Origin of the sequence: Burkholderia paludis (assembly GCF_000732615.1) — a bacterium.
GTDB classification, from domain to species: Bacteria; Pseudomonadota; Gammaproteobacteria; order Burkholderiales; family Burkholderiaceae; genus Burkholderia; species Burkholderia paludis.
Genome location: NZ_JPGL01000023.1, coordinates 80,909 through 99,306 on the forward strand (window position 1 = coordinate 80,909; position 18,398 = coordinate 99,306).

Below are 18,398 nucleotides of genomic sequence, written 5' to 3' on the forward strand. Positions count from 1 at the left end.
CATTTTGCCAACAGTTAAATATTTCTCAACAAAAATAAAGAAAACGTAACAATGCACGCCCCGATCGTTGCAATCAAGCAACGCACGGCAAGATATCCACGGTCCGGACTTGACATACGCAAGATCAAGTAAAACACCGGGCGAATCAGCCGTATTCGAGGTTTTTCTTGTATAACCCCTCGGCTTATACATGCCTTCACGCCTCAAGTGTCGATCCGGAAATACACATATCTTTACACTTGATTACAAAGCACCCATGAAGCTCCAGGGGATCGCATTTGGTCCCACTGTTTACGTGAGCACCATCGACCCTTTAGGCTCACCGCTCCAGCCAGGTCTACCGCACGGAACCGGCCAGCCCCCACCGACAATCGGCCTCAGACGCTGGCAGAGCGATTAGGGACCACGCCAAAGGTGCGTCGGAGTTGAAATCGGACGATGAGCGCATGGTCGATTGCGCCGTGCGCGCGTCGAATACGGAACCGGATTTCGGCCGCGCAACGCGCGCGCCGGGACGATCGCCATACCGAAGCGCATCGCTTGACGCGCTGGCGCTCCCCCCGCGCGGCGTCACATGGCCGAGGACTGACCGGGTACGTCAGTGCGGGGATACAGAGAGCGGACCGAAAGCTGCGCGGGGCAGGTTCGGCAGCAGGAAGGAAGAAAGCGTGCGCTGGAAAAGCGGATGCAAGTATGTAGCGGGGACGGCTCCGGACCGCTGCCTGCTGCGAATCGGGAATCAGATGTGAGGGCAGGTCGCCCATTCCGAGATCCATCCGTTCACGAACTGCCTGGCGGCGGGCTACGGCCCACGACGGGCCATATGACTTGCCGCCCTCCGGATTGATCCGACCAGGAGCGCCAAATCATGGCTGCGCCCCGCCAACGGCCGGAAGCGGCACGACGCTCAGGACATCCTGACGGTCGTTGCCGGAAGCTAGCGGGCTTCCGGGAGGCAACCAGCCTGACGTTTCGCGAAGCGACCATCCAGACCCGTATCGCCGACTCCACCCAGCTCGCCGGCGTTCGTGAACCGGAAAGATCTGAAATCAGCGGTAACCGTACTTAACGATGTCTATCGGGCACCGACACAGGTACAGCCGCAGCGAAGGCGACGCTCGAAGCCGCCATCGGGGCAAAACACCCTTTCAGCACAACGCGCACTTGCTGCCGTCGTGTGATGGGCGCCTTATCTGAAGAAGCAGGCATTCACGCGACGAGCCCGTTCCAGCAAACCGGAAGAGCCCCGCCTCAAGCGAACTACGCTGAATTCGGGGCCTTGTCGGCCGCGCAAGACATTTTCAATCGCGCGACCGAATCAATGGAATCAAGAAGATTTCATCCATTTGCTCAATTTTTTCACCAGGGTTCGCGACGCACGCGGCGAGGTTCGGGCGGGAGGCTTGATCTCTTCACCCAGATACGAATTGGGTTTTTTCGTCCCGTCGACAACGCTGACCAGATTGCGAAGCTGCAAACGCCCCAGGTATTCGTCGGAAAACGCGGGCGTATAGTAAACACAATCGTCAAAGAAATAATGCGTCACCTGTGACCAGCGCGTCATGGTCGGGTCGATTTGCAGACTCCCCCCATGCAGCAGATTGGCGCACCAGATCAGCGCCTGCCCTTTCCGTGCCTCAAAGGTCTTGGTGCCGGCGCCCTTTGCCTCCACCATCGCATCCCAGATTTCCTGGTACGGCAGTTGCGCCGACTCGCTGGACACGCCATACCCGTGTCGACCAGCCATTGCGTTGTCAATCATGGGCCAGTTATGCGACCCGGGAACCAGCTGGAGCGGTCCGGCCTCCGCGGAGATATCCTCCAGGGCGACCCATACGCCGCACATGAAGCGTTGCGGAATCGACGAGAAATGCACTGCATCGGTGTGCATCTTTTGCTGCGTACCGACCCGGAAATTAAGCGTCTGGAACGGAAATGCAGCGCGCCCATACAGGCGTCCGAGCAAATCCAGCAGCGCACGATTGGTGGCAATCTCCTTCACGTCCGGATCGTTGATCCACGCGTCCTGAATACGGCCGGAAGCATAGAACACGCCCTCGGGACTCAACCCCGTGTCGGCAAATCTCGACGTCAGGCGTTCCCGAATACGTGCAATCCGCGTATCGAGTTCAGGATCGGGAAAATCGATCACGGCATAACCGTTACGGTTCAGCGCGACCGCGATCTCACGCTCGCCGGGCGTCAGCTCCGCCTGGGCAATCTCGGAATCGAAAAGAGGTGATTCAATCAGTGGAATGCCAGGCAGCAGGCGCTTTTTTACATCCATGAATATTCCTTCCGCGTTACTTTATTCAATCCACCCCGAGACGCCCCAAAAGATGCCGCGGAACAGCCCAAGCTTATATAACTCCATGAAGCCCAATGCCCATGCACAAGACCGAAAACAATAGAGTCAATACCGATCATGCCGACCAGTCCCTCCAAGGCTCATACATTCTCGGGAAATCGGCAATCGTAAAATCCTCCCGATCGAGCGTCAAATTCCGATTGTAATATGGATCGTCCATTCGATCGGTACGCCACCGGGAGAGCATGAAATTCTTCTCCCTGTTAAATCTGGCCCGCTTCTCGGGCGACATTTGATCGTCCCCCCGGCTGTAGGATTCGAAGTGATGCAGGACCGCATATGGCGTCCACACTATCCTGTAGCCTGCCTCCCGTACGCGGAGGCACAGGTCCACGTCATTAAACGCGACCGGAAGGTTTTTCTCGTCGAAACCGCCAACCGCACGAAATACGTCCCGACGCATGACCAGGCAGGCCCCCGTGACCGCCGAGAAATTCTGCACAAGGGCCGCCCTTCCCGCATACCCCGGGTGGGTCGACGGATACAACCGGTGCGCATGGCTCGCGAAGCCCCCGATCCCCATCACGACACCTGCATGCTGGACGAATCCGTCGGCATACAGAAGCTTCGCTCCTACTGCACCGACATCCGGACGCAACGCATGCGCGACCATCTCTCCCAGCCAGTCCGGCTCGATTGCCTCCACATCGTCATTGAGAAAACACAAGACATCGCCAGATGCATGCTTTTCCGCAAAATTATTGATCGATGAATAATTGAAAGGGAAATCATATTTCAAAACGACGACATTACTTCTCGGAGCCAGAGACTTCAGAAAATCGACTGTCTCCCTGTCCTCGCTTTGATTGTCCACGACAATGATTTCCAGATTCTCGCAGGCAGTTCCTTCAAGTACGCTGACAATACATTTTTTCAGCAACGGCCCACCGTCTCGAGTCGGTACGATTATCGTGACCTTGGGCGCGGGAACGGGTATCGGGTATTTCACTCGACAGGTGCCGGCCAGGCTTCCTCTGGAAACACTCACTCCCGGCTGATCTTTGAAAAATTCGGAAAGTGCGCTTCTTTTTGCGCTCCACTCGCCGCACCCCGAATCCGAATCGATCACTCCCCGTTCGCCGCATTGACGAAGATGATAGAGCACGCGCGGAATGTGGCAAATCTGGGAAGGTGCGCTGCTCTTTACGCACCTGAGCGTGAGATCGTATTCCTGGCAACCCTCATGCTCGACTCGAAACCCACCTGTCTCACGCAAGAGAGATGTCCTGTATGCGGCCGAGCCCGAAATCATGTCACGGGAAAAGAACAAATCCGGATTCCACGCGCTTTTGAAACAAACGTTGCCCCGATTACCGCCACCATCGATTTCGTCGTTGTCCGAATATATGAGATTCAGCCCGTCGATCTCATTGATCTTAAGAGCAAATAGATAGAGCGCATGGGCCGCAAGAACATCACTTCCCCCGAGAATCGCAGAAAACTCCCCGGTCGCCAAACCCAGGGCACCATTCGCCAAAGCCGACGAACTTCCGCCCGAGTTCAGAAAAACAACTTTTATACGATCATCCTTTTCCGAAACAGATTCCAGATATTCAGCAACCCTTGACGCATCGTTCTCGTCGACAGCGATGCACAACTCCCAGTGCTCGTAAATCTGCTTCAGGACCGATTGAACGGCGGATTCCAGATGATCCAGCGACGATCCGCACACCGAAACAAGAATCGAAATCACCGGGTGCCGCTTGAACGAACCTACGTGCCGCCGGATCGATTCGATATCCGAGCGGTGCAGGGTATCGAATTTTTCCACGTACTCCTTGTAACCCAAAGGAACGGAATGGAATCTCAGTTTCGCACAATCTTCATAGGCGCCATTCAGGTCGACCAGCAAACGCCGCCAGGTAATATCATATTTTTTAGCGCGATCGGTTTTCCTGAATTTTATTATATCTCCAGCGACCCATTCGGCCATTCTGGCAATTCGTTCCGCCGCCGATATTTCAGTTATCCGCAAGAATTCCAGCGTGATTGCGCCCTCGCCTCGCATTGGCGACAGGCGCAGCCGGCGAGCATTGCGTGAAATCTTGACGATCTGCTTGATATTTCCCGTGCGCGCCGCCGGCAGGGCGAAAGATTCCGCCTCGGCAAATCCCGAGCCGGTATCGACATACAGCCGGGCCACCAGAGACGCGCCCCGTCTGTTCAACCGGGACTCGATATAGACCCAGCCGGATGGAACAGCCTCGCCCTCGTCTTCCGGTTCAAGGTCAAAAACAGGATGGTCTCCCGTCGACATCCAGTCGACCGACGTCGCCCCCGACAAGATCAGATCCCGCACCGGATTGACCTTGAATCGAACCTCTCGACGAACCATCGACAGGAAAAAATCTTTCATATTGATTGAAAATAGATGAATCTGGATCGACGGCATGACGCACCAACGCGAGACCCCGGCTTCCCCGACGAAAAGCGTATCGACGGAGATGCAGGGCAGCCGGCGCATACGGGCTGCGGGCAAAAACTCGAGCCGCGCAGTCACGAAGCGCGAAGCAGCGGCGCAGCCGGGCGCATCAGTCGCTAGCGTACACGCGCTGTCATGCAGTCGTCCCTCGCCCCGCCCATATGGCGACGGACGCTGAAGGGATGGATCAGATCAGCGGCAGCATTCGGCACATCGCCTGCCAGCCATCTGCATTCACGATTTCACCGCTCCGAGCGCAAGACGCTTGAGAGACACCACACGCGGCGGCCACGCGAGCTGACAATCGAATCGATCGAGGGACAGATTCGGGTTGTAAGCCGGGTCATTCTCGATCAGGTCGCGCCAGTGATGACGCATGTACGCGATCTCTCGCGCGGCCCGCGCCATCTTCTCCTCGGTATCGTCCCGCCCGCGCGTCGCGGACTCATGGTGATACAGCACCGCATGCGGCGTCCAGACCACCGTGTAGCCGGCCTGCCGAACGCGCAGGCAGAAATCGACGTCGTTGAATGCAACGGCGAGATCGCGCTCGTTCAATCCCCCCAGTTGCAGATACAGGGATCGTCGGACGACGAGGCATGCGCCCGTTACGGCGGACAGGGATTGCGTCGTTACCGCACGCGCGAGGTATCCCGGTTCGTCGCGCCCCAATCCGCGATGCAGGTGATCGGCGCAGCCGCTGAGTCCGACGATGACACCCGCATGCTGAACGGTTCCGTTCGAAAAGAGCAATTTGACGCCGACAGCACCGACCTCCGGGCGCAACGCGTGCCCCATCACTTCGTCGAGCCAGTCACCGTCGATGATTTCCACGTCGTTGTTGACGAGTGCGACGAACTCGCCCCGAGCCATGTCGACCGCGCGATTATTGAGTGCGGAGTAATTGAACGGGCGATCGTCCCGAAGGATGCGTACGCCGTGCTCGACCGAAACCCGCTCCATGTAGTCGAGGACTTCCGGATCATCGGACCCGTTGTCGACGATGATGATTTCGAAGGCCCGATAGCGCGTCTTCCCGATAATCGAATCGACGCATTGGCTGAGCAGCGCGAATCCGTTGCGAGTCGGAATGACGAGCGTGACGAGCGGCGCCTGCTCCGGCAACGGATACCGGACGTGACGACCATGCTCCGTCGACGAAACCGTCGCTCGAACACCCGTCCGCGACAGGTGGCGTACGACCGCCATCCGGCCGGCGTCGCGTGCATCGTGTTGCGCCGCCGGATCCTGGACTGTTTCGGGTTGGGCCCGGACATGGTAAAGCACGCGCGGTATGTGCAGGATCCTGTCTCGGCCGGTATGCGCGAGACAGCGAAGCGTCATGTCATAGCGCGATGCAACCCCGTGACAATGGTCACGCCCGCCGGACGACGAGAAAACGTCCCGTCGATAAACGGCAAGGCCGGTAAACAGATCCGACGAAAGCATCAGATCCTCGCTCCAGTCACTCTTGAAGCGCGGGCTGTGGCGCACACCGTCGATGCCGATACTGTCCTCATCCGCGTAAATCAGGTCGGCGTCGGGGCGTCGGTTGATCGCGTCAGCCACGACATAGAGGGCATGCAGTGGAAGCACATCGTGCTGCCCGACGAACAGGACCCAATGACCGCTTTCGGCGAGCGCCCGATCCAGCGCCGAATGCGCTTCATCGGCAGCACCGTCCGAAATGACACGGATGCGCGCATCGGCACGGAGATCCTGGGGAATCAGCGCGCCGCGATCGGCGCCGGAACGTCGATCGACGATCAGAAGTTGCCAGTGCGGGTAAATCTGCGTGGCGATCGAGCGGATTGCCGCCTCCCGGTGCGACGCTGATTCATCCGCCACCTCCATGCCGATCGCGAACGCCGGACCGTCGGCGAAGTGGCGCAGGTTGTCCCGCATGATGCGGTACGTGTCAGGGGCCGGCGTATCGAAGTGACGAACCCAGTCCGGATATTCGACCAGGAGCTCCGATTCGTCGAACAGGCAGCAGTAATCGCGCCACGCCTGCGCCATGTCGACGCGACCATGCCCCGCATCCGTCAGGTCGTAATCGTCGCCGCAGGGCTTGTACCTCGGGTGCAGCGCACCAAGCTTGGTCATGATGCGCGAATGTGCGAACCGCGTCGTGACCCTGGCAAGCCGGAACGTCTCGATTCGATCGACCGACCGATCGTCGCAATCGATCTCGATTTCGATCTTGCCGCGCACCGGCAGATGAACGATTCGCTTGCTCACCTGCCGCGCGCTGAGCGCCGTCGCAAGCGTTGCAGACGATGCGCCGCCGGGCAGTCGCAACCGGGCTCGCAACTGCGCCGCATGACCGGCCGCGCGAAGCTCGATCATGTACCAACCCGGCAACAACTGGACGTTGACCAGATAAGCCCGGGACCCCGGTCGATCTGCCGGCAAGCACGATGCGGCATCGGACCGATCGACCAGGAAGGGCATTCCCCACGTCAGGCGCAGGGCGTTGAAGTCAAACATGGACTTGCTGGAAGCAACTCAAAAGTACTCGGCATCCTTGAAAGCGGGCGCCGCTCCGTCCTTGCCGGACACCAGCGCTTCGCCCGAGATGGGCCATTCGATCGCGAGCGTCGGATCGTCCCAGCGGATCGCTCGTTCGGCGGCCGGATGCCAGTAATCGGTGGTCTTGTACAAGAACTCCGCCGTGTCGGAAACGACAACGAAGCCATGCGCGAAACCTTCCGGAATCCACAGCTGGCGCTTGTTCTCGGCGGACAGCATCACGCCGACCCATCGGCCGAACGTCGGCGACGTGCGACGGATATCGACCGCGACATCGAACACCTCCCCCGCAACGACCCGAACCAGCTTTCCCTGCGCGTGATCGATCTGGTAGTGCAGGCCTCGAACGACGTTCCTTGCGGATTTCGAATGATTGTCCTGGACGAATTCGACGGAATGCCCGATCGCCTCTTCGAAGACGCGATGATTGAAACTTTCGTAGAAGAACCCGCGCGCATCGCCGAATACTTTCGGCTCGAAAATCTTTACGTCGGGAATGGCGGTCGCTATTACGTTCACCGGGCTCTTCCTTCTTTCAGAATACTTTGCAGGTACCGGCCATAACCGTTCTTGCTAAGCGGTTGCGCGAGACGCTCGAGTTGTTCCTCGTCGATATAGCCGAAGCGATACGCGATCTCTTCGATGCATGCAATTTTCAGCCCTTGTCGATGCTCCATCGTGGCGATGAAGTGCGAGGCCTCGAGCATCGAATCGTGCGTGCCGGTATCGAGCCACGCGAAACCCCGCCCCATGGTCTGCACGTTGAGCGAGCCATCCTTCAGGTAGAGCGCATTGAGATCGGTGATCTCCAGCTCCCCGCGCCGCGACGGCTTCAACGACTTCGCAAGCTCGACCACGTGCTCGTCGTAGAAATAGAGCCCGGTCACCGCGTAATGCGATTTCGGAACCTCGGGCTTTTCTTCGATACTGATCGCCTTGCCGGTCGAGTCGAACTCGACGACGCCATACCTTTCCGGATCCTGAACGTGGTACGCGAAGACCTGCGCGCCCGAAGTCATGTCGGCCGCCCCTTTCAACAAGCCGCCGAGATCATGGCCATAGAAAATGTTGTCGCCGAGAATCAACGCCGACGGGTCGCCTTCGATGAAGGACTCACCGAGCAGGAATGCCTGGGCAAGCCCGTCCGGGCTCGGCTGCACCTTGTATTGGAGACGCATCCCCCACTGGGAGCCATCGCCCAGCAACTGCTCGAAACGCGGCGTATCCTGCGGCGTCGAGATGATCAGAACATCCTGAATCCCCGCCAGCATCAGCGTACTGAGCGGATAGTAGATCATCGGCTTGTCGTAAATCGGCAGCAGTTGCTTGCTGACCGCCTGTGTCGCCGGATAGAGACGGGTACCCGACCCTCCGGCGAGAATAATGCCTTTGCGCTTCATGCTTGTCTTGTTCCGTGTCAGTCGTGCAGTTGCTCGAAGACGTAATCAACGCCGTTTCGCCAATCGGGGAGCGATATGCCGAACGTCGACATCAGCTTGCTGCAGTCGAGGCGTGAGTTCATCGGCCGCTTTGCCGGCAGCGGATATTCATGCGTCTCAATTGGCACGATATCGGTCGAGCGCAACTTTAGTTCAAGGCCTCGCGCTTCCGCAAGCGCCACGACGTGACGCGCATACTCGCACCAATTCGTCTCGCCCGAGGCCGCGAGGTGGTATGTGCCGAACGCAAAGCTCTTGCGATCCGCGAAATAGCGGGCAACGAGGTGGGCCGTCACGTCGGCGATCAACGCAGCCGACGTGGGCGCGCCGGTCTGATCGGCCACGATGCGAAGCTGGTCCCGCTCGCGGGCAAGGCGCAGGATCGTCTTGAGAAAGTTGCCGCCATGCGCGCCCACGACCCAGCTCGTCCGAAGAATCAGGTGCTGCGCGCAGGCCTGACGAACCGCATTCTCGCCTTCACACTTGGTTGCCCCATAGATCGACTGAGGATTGACCGGTGCGTCTTCGCGATACGGCGTCACACCCGTGCCCTCGAACACGTAATCGGTCGAGAAGTGAACGAGCGGCACATTGTGAGCCGCCCCCCATCGAGCCATCGCGCCGGGGGCCCCCGCATTGACTGCCCGGGCCAGCTCCGGCTCGCTCTCGGCCTTGTCCACCGCCGTGTAGGCGGCAGGATTCACGATCAGGTCGGGGCGATACCGATCCAGCGCGGCGACAAGGCTCGCCGGATCAGCGAGGTCTGCGTCGCGTCGCGTCAGTGCAATCACTTCCCCGAGCGGAGCGAGTGCGCGCCGCAATTCGAAGCCGACCTGACCGTTCGAACCTGTAATCAGGACGCGCGGCATCATGCGTCTCCGTATTGGCGTTCGATCCACGTACGATACTGGCCGCTCGTGACGTTCGTCACCCAGGCCTGATTCGTCAGGTACCACTCGACCGTCTTGCGGATACCGGTATCGAAGGTTTCGGCCGGCTTCCATCCGAGTTCGCGCTCGAGCTTGCGCGCATCGATTGCGTAACGTCGGTCGTGGCCCGGTCTGTCCTGTACGAAGCTGATCTGGTCCGCATACGACTTGCCGTCCTCACGCGGCCGGAGTTCGTCGAGGATCGCGCAGATCGTATGCACGACTTCGATATTCGGCTTTTCGTTCCAGCCACCAACGTTGTAGGTCTCACCCAGCGCGCCATTCGCCAGGACCGCGCGGATCGCCGAGCAGTGATCCTTGACGTAGAGCCAGTCACGGATCTGCTGACCATCGCCGTAGATCGGCAGCGGCTTGCCGGCAAGGGCATTCAGGATGATCAGCGGGATCAGCTTCTCGGGGAAGTGATACGGACCATAGTTGTTCGAACAGTTGGTCGTCACCACCGGCAATCCGTACGTGTGATGCCACGCGCGCACGAGGTGGTCCGACGCAGCCTTGCTCGCCGAATACGGACTGTTCGGTTCGTAGGTATTGGTTTCGGTGAACGGCGGATCATTCGCGCCGAGCGTGCCGAACACTTCGTCGGTAGAGACGTGCAGGAAACGAAATGCCTGACGCTCGTCCGCACCGAGGTTCGACCAGTACGCGCGTACCGATTCAAGAAGGTTGAATGTCCCGACAATGTTCGTCTGAATGAAATCGCCCGGGCCGTCAATCGACCGATCGACATGCGACTCGGCAGCAAAATTGATCACGGCACGCGGTCGATATTCGGCAAGTAGCTTCGAGACGAGTTGACGATCGCCGATGTCGCCACGAACAAAATGATGGCGCGAATCACCGTCCAGAGACTTCAAGGTGTCCAGGTTCCCGGCATAAGTCAGCTTGTCGAGATTGACAATGGACTCGTCAGAGCCGGCAAGCCAGTCGAGAACAAAATTTCCACCGATAAATCCCGCACCACCCGTAATAAGCAACATTTACCACAACCCTTGCAAATTTATAAAATCAGCATTATTTAACTGAACGAAGACATCGATCGCAGCCATCGCTCACTTTTTTATAACACGCCCTTCCTTGATGCCGTGATTAATATAATGCCGCAAAGGATCCGTGTTTGCCTTTAAAACGTCCGGGTAAGTCGCGACATAATCATCCGGGTCAAACAAACCATGCTCTTTCAATGATGCCTTCTGTGCCTTATGGCTGAAATAGGTAGGCAACCAAGCCATCGCACGAGCTTTGCTCGAAGTAGAAAATCCCTTTGTCAAGACAGAGACGACCCGACACAACCATTCAATTTGAATTTGTACTTCCGAGATACGCCGATCCCGCTCTTGAATCATTCGTGTCAAATGGGCAGTTTCACGGAAACGCTCCTGCAAACGCTCATCGCTCGACGCTTTCGCCGCGGAAAGCTCGAAAATATTGGCTTCCAAGGAGCGCTGAAGTGCGTTCGAGTTGGCTTTTCCTTGCGCAAGCTCTGCTGCGAGCGCCTGCAATTGCCTGCCCCGCTCATCGCACACATCCATTTGATGCTGCTTCTGCATTCGCAGATCAGAAAGCTGCTGATCGCGCTCCTGGATCACCCGTGTCAACCCGGCGATTTCGCGAAAACGTTCACGCAACCGCGTCTCGACTTCGGATTTCTGGCTGGTAAGCTCGCCAAGCTTCTCTTCGAAAGCATGCCGGGGCGCAACGACTTCAACGACCTCCTGGGGAGATTCCACGGCCAGCATCGGCAGCGTTTCTCCTCGCACCTTACCCGGAACCGCCTGGGACTGCAGATACTCTTTGCCCACTTCCTTCTGCGTTGGCTTCGAAGCAGTAATAGCGCTCAGTTGCACCTCGACGGACCGCCTGAGTTCCTCGGAGCTGGCCCGCTCGGTTGCAAGCTCTTCGAGCAATGCCTGTATCTGCCCGGATTGTTGCTCGTTCAGATCGGCCTGCGCCTGCAAGCGTTCGTCACTCGCCGCTCTTTGAACTGCCAGCTCGGAAAGCAGCGCGTCGATGGATCGACGAAGTTCGGCAGAATTAGTCTGCTCCTTTGCAAACCCGTCGCTCAACGTCTGCATCTGCCGGGATTGCTGTTCATTCAGGTTTACCTGCATCTGCAAACGCTCTTCGCTCACTGATTTTTGTGTGGCCATCTCGGAGAGTTGTACCTCGAAAGATCGTCGGAACTCTGCCGAGTTGTTCTGCTCATTTACAAGCTGCTCGCCGAGCGCCTGCAACAACGTGGACTTCTGCTCGTTCAATTCAATCTGACCTTGCAGGCGTTCGTCGCTTTCAGCTTTCTGCACCGCAAGCTCGGAAAGCTGTACCTCGAGAAAGCGCCGACGCTCCTGCTCGCGGGCGACCTCGTCACCCAATGCCTGCAACTGTCCGAGCTGCTGCTCGGTCAGGCGCGTTTGGTCGTATAGCCGCCCTTCAGTTGCATTATTTCGTACATTGAGTTCACCAATCTGCGACTCCAGAAACTGCTTGTGCTCGGTCGTGCGGCGCACGTCCTCGCGCGCCAGTCCCAGAAGGCGCATATCCTCACTGTCGTTGACTGCATTGACGATCAACGACGAACGCCAGTTAATCGCATTGGTACAGCGAATCTTGCCGTGAACAAAATCCCGATTAAGATCGGTATCGCACGGGCCGCGTCGAAACACGGCACAGAAGTCGTTCCAGAGATCCGCCTCGCGCTCCGCAACGAAGCTCTCGATCAACGTAATATCGAAACCTTCCTCGCGAGCCAGCTCTTCCAGCGCCAGACCCGAATCGGGATAGAAGCGCCAATAGTCTTTCGGAAAGCGGTGCACGAGGCCATTGGAAGGGGCACTGATATAGATATGCCCACCCGGCTTCGTCCTCCTGCACATTTCAATGAATGTCCGCCAAAAGGCCTTGTCATGCTCGAAAACCGACGATGCCATGACCAGATCGAAATGTGCCTCCGGCACATTCCAATCGCGCAGACCAGTGACAACAACGTCGACCCCGTCGCCGGCCTCGAAATCCAATCCGACATACTCGGCGTTACGGGGTGCGTGATCCCTCAGTGTGCCATTGACATTTTGTGCGCCAATTTCAAGTATCTTTGCAGAGCTCGACGGCAAATAGGTACTCATGACCAAACCACCGATTACATATGCCGTGTCATGCATGACCATTCCTTAAAATATTCATTGAGAATCGCTCAATTCACCGATCCTGCACTCAACCCAACCCGTAAAGGCGACTGATATCCAGCTCGCCATCTCCGCAAAAGTCGTTTTCAACATTAAGCTTGCGCCAGAACTCGGCAGGCGGACGCAAAATGCCTTCAACGAGCTGGCGGAGCCCTGCCTCACACTCGCCCGGAGAATAAGTGGCCATCACGACTTCCGGCCCGTAGCTGGACAACAAGTCCCCAATATAGGCGCTCGCTCCGGCAATCAACTCTTCAAGATAGGCGAAATCACGCTGGGCGCTACCCAAAGAACCGAACACCGGCTCGATCCGATGAGCGTTCTGCACATAATCCACGGTCGAGCCATGCGGAGCGGTCAGCACTGCCTCCAGAATCATGGAGTAATTTCGCACTACGCAAGGGGTATAGTCATGAGAGAAGTAGCCGATGGCACTACCTCCCCGCGCAACCACGTCGCTCGCGGCCTGCGAGGTAACCATGTAAGCCCCTGACAGACCCACACCGGTGACGGTCTGCAGCGCCGACTGAATCGTGCCGCTGTAACCGACGTCCACGATCAACCCACCAGGCTGGTCCACGCCTTCCTGCGCAAGGTATTGACGCAACCGCACCAGCTTCTCGCTAGCTGCGATGACGATCGGTTCGCGCAGTTGTTCCAGTACGGCGATCGCGCCGGCACGATCGGCCCCGGTATCGATCTCGACCGCGACCCCGGGAATGCCCGCGCCGATGTCCAGCCCCAGCCGCGCTTTCAAGAGCTCGCCCACCGTTCCACGGAACGGCGATCCGCGAACGATAAATTCCGGCTCGAAGCTGACCGCAGCCATCGGCCCCATTACCGCTCGACGAGAAACTGCCAGGTATTGACCTTGCGGCAGCACAATACCCAAGGGAGCCAAAGCCGCACGCATTTGCTCGTACAGCCGAATGAGGAACCACCCTTCCCGCGCAAGGAAAAATACCCGCTCGCACTTTTCGCGATTGGCCCGCCCGAGCACCCAGGTCAGGAAGCCAAAAAGCAAAGGCCCAAGGACGGCATAACCCGTATCGCGAGTATCGTTCAGGACCAGCGGTCGATAACCATCCCGGCCGAGGAATGCATTGCTGCACAGCCGCGCCACTACCGGCCCGTGCACGATGCCATCGCGCCAGCCAGGACTACTGACCCGCCAATTCTCCAGCGGGCCCAGACCACACAAATGTGCCTGCACGGTCGTATTAAGCACATATGTACTGCCCAGACCTTCAGCCAACGAATTCTGGATATCAGAGTGCTCGTTATCGCCTACATGGAAGTAACGGCGCCCATCCACCTCTTTGGCCTTAATCCACGGCCAGATATCGCTTCTATCCTTGCGGAGTTCCACCTCCGAGGATATATACAGTTCGTCGAACAGGGATGTCAGCTGGTGTTCTGCAAGAACCTGTTCGAAGAAGTGACGCGGCATATACGAGTCGCTGATAATAATGACCCGCGCACCGCGCCGTTTGGCTCGCCACGCCAACTCGATTACATCTTGCCGCGGCACGAGGCAGCGCACCTCGATATCCCACTCCAGTTGGCGAGCAAGGATGACACTTTCAACCGACCAGTCACAGACCGACGGGAAATAGGCATAAATGTCATCTAACGTCACATCTCCTTTGCCGCTACAAACACGCGCACGCTCTTCAGCCGCCTTTCGATACCGGTAGAAATCCCCCTCGGCATCAATTACACCGCGCATGTGCAGCGCCCAGCCGATGTAATTATGGACATCATCTGGCGTAAAAGCACGACGGCAGAACAGCGTATCGTAGAAATCGAACGACAAAACATCACAGTTGTCCGCATTCCAGCTGGCGCCGGCCAATGCCTCTTTGTGATGGTGCAGCAACTTTTCGCTCCAATTACGCCGGAAAATATTCTCGCTCGGCGAAAATTCGAGAAAATCGAAATCTTTAGCCCGGCACAACACACCCAGCACACGCTCCACCAGGTGCGCCATGGTGCCATCATCGGCCATCGGCTCCGGTTCGAAGTGTTCGTACGTCCAATCAAAATCCAGCAACGGCGCAATCGCCGAGGTGCGCGCCCAGAACATCGAGCCAACCGGAAAATCGATCAATCCCCGGCGCGGCAAGTCGTGAATGCCCAGCATCGAACCGATCTCGTGGACGCGATGCCCTGCACTCAACCAATGGTGGCACCACGACGGCATACCTTCATACGTCGTCGGGAAAATCAGCCCGATGCGCTCGTCCTCGGCAAAACGATTGAGGATGGTTGCCGCCTTGCTCCGATCACCGAGCAAACCGTCAAACAGGTGGCCTCGCCAGTCACGCTGCTCCGTGCCCGTACGCAATGATTTTTTCGTATGGATATGCACGCATACGTCGTGCGCACGCACAGCCTTCCGGAAGTCCACCAGAAAACCGCCGAAATTCCGTCCGCGATTAGGCGTTACCGCGAAATGGGCGTCGCAGTCAGCACCATGGCGAGCGAGCGACTCCTTGATCAGCTCGATCATGTCGGAACTGCGAATAGCGAAGAAACCCGAAAAACGATAGGGTATGTTCGCAAGATGCGCACATACCTCATCGATCAGGTCAGCATAATAGACATGCACTACAGCCGCTACTGAAGGGCCCGAGACGAGACTCTCACGCCAAATGATCCGCTCTTCAACACCCAGTCCCTGGGTGACACGCCGCCTCGGGGCAGTCAGCATCTCGGCAGATTCTGCGTTCGGCCCTGGCCGGCGACCCAATTGGCGACCCAGCCACAGATAATGCAATGCAGGGTCCATACCCAGGAGCGCTACGTCCAGGTACTCATTCCGATACCAATCCGCGTCGAACTTGTTGCTAGCACGAAAATCAGCCAAATCCGCTTCCCGAATCATTTTCTTTCCTTCATCTCTCAACATTCGGAATCTTCCAAAAAACCGGAAGATTTATCGCCACTCTCTCAAAGCGACTCGTAAATTTGAATCGCATCTTCAACCGTATCGCAAACCCTGAGCGTGCCATTCTCCAGAACGGCAGCATGACTGCAGTGGTTACGGATAAGATCGGTCTGATGCGCCACAATAATCATGGCTCGATCGCCACGCTTCTCGAATAACTCAACATTACATTTTTGATGAAATCGATGATCCCCGACCGACATACCCTCATCAATCAGGAAGCAGTCGAATTCAATTGACATCGAAATGGCAAATGCCAACCTCGATGCCATGCCGGAAGAATACGATTTGACCGGTTCATCGAGATATGCACCAAGCTCAGCAAAGTCTTCGACCAAGTCGAGCGTTTTTCGATAATCGACATTGTACACACGAGAAATCAAGCGTACATTATCCTTGCCAGTCAGGCTCCCCTGGAACGTACCGCCAAATGCCAACGGCCACGACACCGACATCGTTTTGACGATTTCTCCCGTGTGCGGACGATCCGAGCCACTGATGATACGAATCAGGGTTGATTTTCCCGCACCGTTCCGACCAAGAATACCCCACCGCTCCCCCGCCTGGACGCGCAGATTGACATCTTTGAGTACCTCCCGGTGGGACCGACCATGATGGATCGGATAACGCTTGGACACGTTGCGCAGTTCAATCATGCTCGACCTCAGTTCAATTGCACACGCTTGATGGCGTAATGCGCAATCGATAAAGCAAAGAGAGTAAATGCCGCCAAAACCATCACCGTATAATCCAGATAATACAGCGTCGGCATCCTGTCCCCGTAATAACCATGATGGAAGTATTCAACCGCATCAATTAGCGGGAAATACGTCATCATCTCCGCGATTTTCGGCGGCAATACGTACAAGGGAATGAATACCCCGGTGAACGGCAACATCAGATACAAAATTATGTGCGAAAGCCTTTCGACCGTCTCGCTCAATTCCGACAACGCCGCCATGGTTATGACAAAATTGAACGAAAACCAGACAACCAAAAAATACCCGACAATCATGGCGAGCAAATCGGCCGGAAACTGGCAAATACCGACCACCACCAGCACCGCATACAGCACGAAAAACGAAGCAGTTGCTCCCGAAAATTCCAGAATGATCCGTGCGTACAATATGTCCATCGGCCGAATCGGCTTGTGATGCAGCAGGGTACGATTGGACTCGATGGCCTTGGTCATCCGACTGGTTGCATTTCGCCAAAACAACAAAGTCGGATAGCTGACGGCCAAATACTCAGCCACCGAATACTTCGCCCTTGTTTCCGTATGACTGAAGATAACCATCACACCGACCACAAACATGGCAGGCTCGGCCATCATCCAGAGTACCCCTAGCCCTTCTCTGCCAAAGCGAGTGATCATTTCGCGCATCAACAATGCCCAGATGACTCTTATCTGGATACGCGACTGCTCCCAAAAGGTCGGCGGACGATAATCACCGGTCATGGTGCTCCTTCACTCCCCCGATGACGATCGTCAACACGCCCCATACAATCAGACCGAGCAGGAAGGTAGCGAGTATGGCTCGTCCACGGCGCGGGTTCATCGCATAGTCAGGCACGCTGGGTTCGGAAATGCGCTCGAGATAAAGCTGCTTGCGCTCAGCCTCGACACGCGCCTGATCCAACAGGGTAATCGCCCCGGCAAGGATCTTGTCGGCAACCTCCTTCTCGAGCGTCAATCGCTGGAATTCGGCGGCCTTGCTGGCCAGCGAACCGCCTCGCTCGCCGGCAACACGCTGGCTCACCTGATCGATGGCTTGTTGCAGCAATTTGGCACGATCCCTCAACGTCGGCAGTCCCGGATTGCTCGGCGACAACCGCTCCATTTGAGCAATCTGCACGCGAGTGCCGATCAAATCATCCTGCAACTTTCCAACCTGTTGCAAAGGAATGGTGGACTGGCGCTCCGGGTCGATCACACCTGCGGTATTCCGATAGTGTGCCAGCGCCAGTGTAGCGGCCCTGTCCTTCTCCTTTGCCATGTCAACATCGTGCTGAGCCGTATTGATCAGATCGGCACGAGCACGGATATTCATCTGATTGACGATCTGCTCGCTCAATTCCAGCAGACGTTTATTCATGCTCCATGCGAGACGTGCATCGTACGCATTGGTACTCAAAGTCACGATTGGCGAGTCGGCCTCGACTTTTGCATCGACAATATTCTTTCCATAGTAGATGTAAAATTTTTCGAAGCTGTCGTTCAAACCGAACAGAGAAAATCTGTTAACGAAATCTATCGAGCTGTTTTTAAATTCAGATTTGATGTGCTGCTCTTTATCCAGCACCACCATCGCATCACGAGACAGAATGTACTTCTGAACCGTATATGCATCACCTTCCGATTGCGAAAATCCCCCGACCCCCTTCAAAAGCCCCCCCAGGCCCACGGAACTGGACTGTTGCGGGCTGCGAATCAGGAAGCTGCTGACCGACGTATATTGGTCGCTAGCGATGAGACCAAAATAAATGATCGCAATGATGGTGGGTATAACAACCGTTATCAAAAACAAACGGTTAACGCGCTTCAGGAATTTCAT

The 18,398-nt window shown here is 56.8% G+C and carries 12 protein-coding genes; all 12 read right to left on the reverse strand.

Features of this window, described 5'->3' with window-relative positions; translation table 11 throughout:
- Nucleotides 1-1,327: 1,327 nt before the first annotated feature.
- Nucleotides 1,328-2,287 carry a phytanoyl-CoA dioxygenase family protein gene (locus tag GQ56_RS0115945; protein ID WP_031399600.1) on the reverse strand — a complete coding sequence of 320 codons (960 nt, stop codon included), beginning with the start codon at nt 2,285-2,287 and terminating at the stop codon, nt 1,328-1,330.
- A gap of 136 nt (nt 2,288-2,423) precedes the next feature.
- Nucleotides 2,424-4,832 carry a glycosyltransferase family 2 protein gene (locus GQ56_RS0115950; protein WP_235212705.1) on the reverse strand — a complete coding sequence of 803 codons (2,409 nt, stop codon included), beginning with the start codon at nt 4,830-4,832 and terminating at the stop codon, nt 2,424-2,426.
- 192 nt (nt 4,833-5,024) lie between these two features.
- The gene (locus GQ56_RS0115955; protein ID WP_081894918.1) at nt 5,025-7,280 is read right to left on the reverse strand and encodes a glycosyltransferase family 2 protein; all 2,256 of its coding nucleotides are present in this window, start codon (nt 7,278-7,280) and stop codon (nt 5,025-5,027) included.
- An 18-nt stretch (nt 7,281-7,298) separates the two neighbouring features.
- Nucleotides 7,299-7,841: a dTDP-4-dehydrorhamnose 3,5-epimerase gene (gene rfbC / locus GQ56_RS0115960; protein WP_031399603.1), complete on the reverse strand. Its 543-nt coding sequence runs from the start codon at nt 7,839-7,841 to the stop codon at nt 7,299-7,301.
- On the reverse strand, nt 7,838-8,722 hold the full coding sequence (gene rfbA / locus GQ56_RS0115965) for a glucose-1-phosphate thymidylyltransferase RfbA (protein ID WP_031399604.1): 885 nt from the start codon (nt 8,720-8,722) through the stop codon (nt 7,838-7,840). Before rfbA ends, rfbC begins: the two co-directional genes overlap by 4 nt.
- A gap of 17 nt (nt 8,723-8,739) precedes the next feature.
- A complete protein-coding gene (gene rfbD, locus GQ56_RS0115970) occupies nt 8,740-9,633 on the reverse strand; it encodes a dTDP-4-dehydrorhamnose reductase (RefSeq protein ID WP_043301433.1) in 894 nt (297 codons plus the stop codon).
- Complete coding sequence (rfbB, locus tag GQ56_RS0115975) at nt 9,630-10,691, reverse strand: dTDP-glucose 4,6-dehydratase (RefSeq protein ID WP_031399606.1); 1,062 nt, start codon at nt 10,689-10,691, stop codon at nt 9,630-9,632. The genes rfbD and rfbB overlap by 4 nt, the downstream gene beginning before the upstream one ends.
- 72 nt (nt 10,692-10,763) lie before the next feature.
- Nucleotides 10,764-12,833 (reverse strand): class I SAM-dependent methyltransferase, encoded by a 2,070-nt coding sequence (locus tag GQ56_RS40165; protein WP_161788565.1) that lies wholly within the window; start codon nt 12,831-12,833, stop codon nt 10,764-10,766.
- Nucleotides 12,834-12,921: 88 nt separating this feature from the next.
- Nucleotides 12,922-15,804 (reverse strand): rhamnan synthesis F family protein, encoded by a 2,883-nt coding sequence (locus GQ56_RS0115985; RefSeq protein ID WP_081894919.1) that lies wholly within the window; start codon nt 15,802-15,804, stop codon nt 12,922-12,924.
- Nucleotides 15,805-15,845: 41 nt separating this feature from the next.
- Nucleotides 15,846-16,499 carry an ABC transporter ATP-binding protein gene (locus GQ56_RS0115995; RefSeq protein ID WP_031399610.1) on the reverse strand — a complete coding sequence of 218 codons (654 nt, stop codon included), beginning with the start codon at nt 16,497-16,499 and terminating at the stop codon, nt 15,846-15,848.
- An 8-nt stretch (nt 16,500-16,507) separates the two neighbouring features.
- Nucleotides 16,508-17,302 carry an ABC transporter permease gene (locus GQ56_RS0116000; RefSeq protein WP_031399611.1) on the reverse strand — a complete coding sequence of 265 codons (795 nt, stop codon included), beginning with the start codon at nt 17,300-17,302 and terminating at the stop codon, nt 16,508-16,510.
- Nucleotides 17,292-18,398, reverse strand: a complete 1,107-nt coding sequence (locus tag GQ56_RS0116005; RefSeq protein WP_031399612.1) for a capsule polysaccharide export protein — start codon at nt 18,396-18,398, stop codon at nt 17,292-17,294. Before GQ56_RS0116005 ends, GQ56_RS0116000 begins: the two co-directional genes overlap by 11 nt.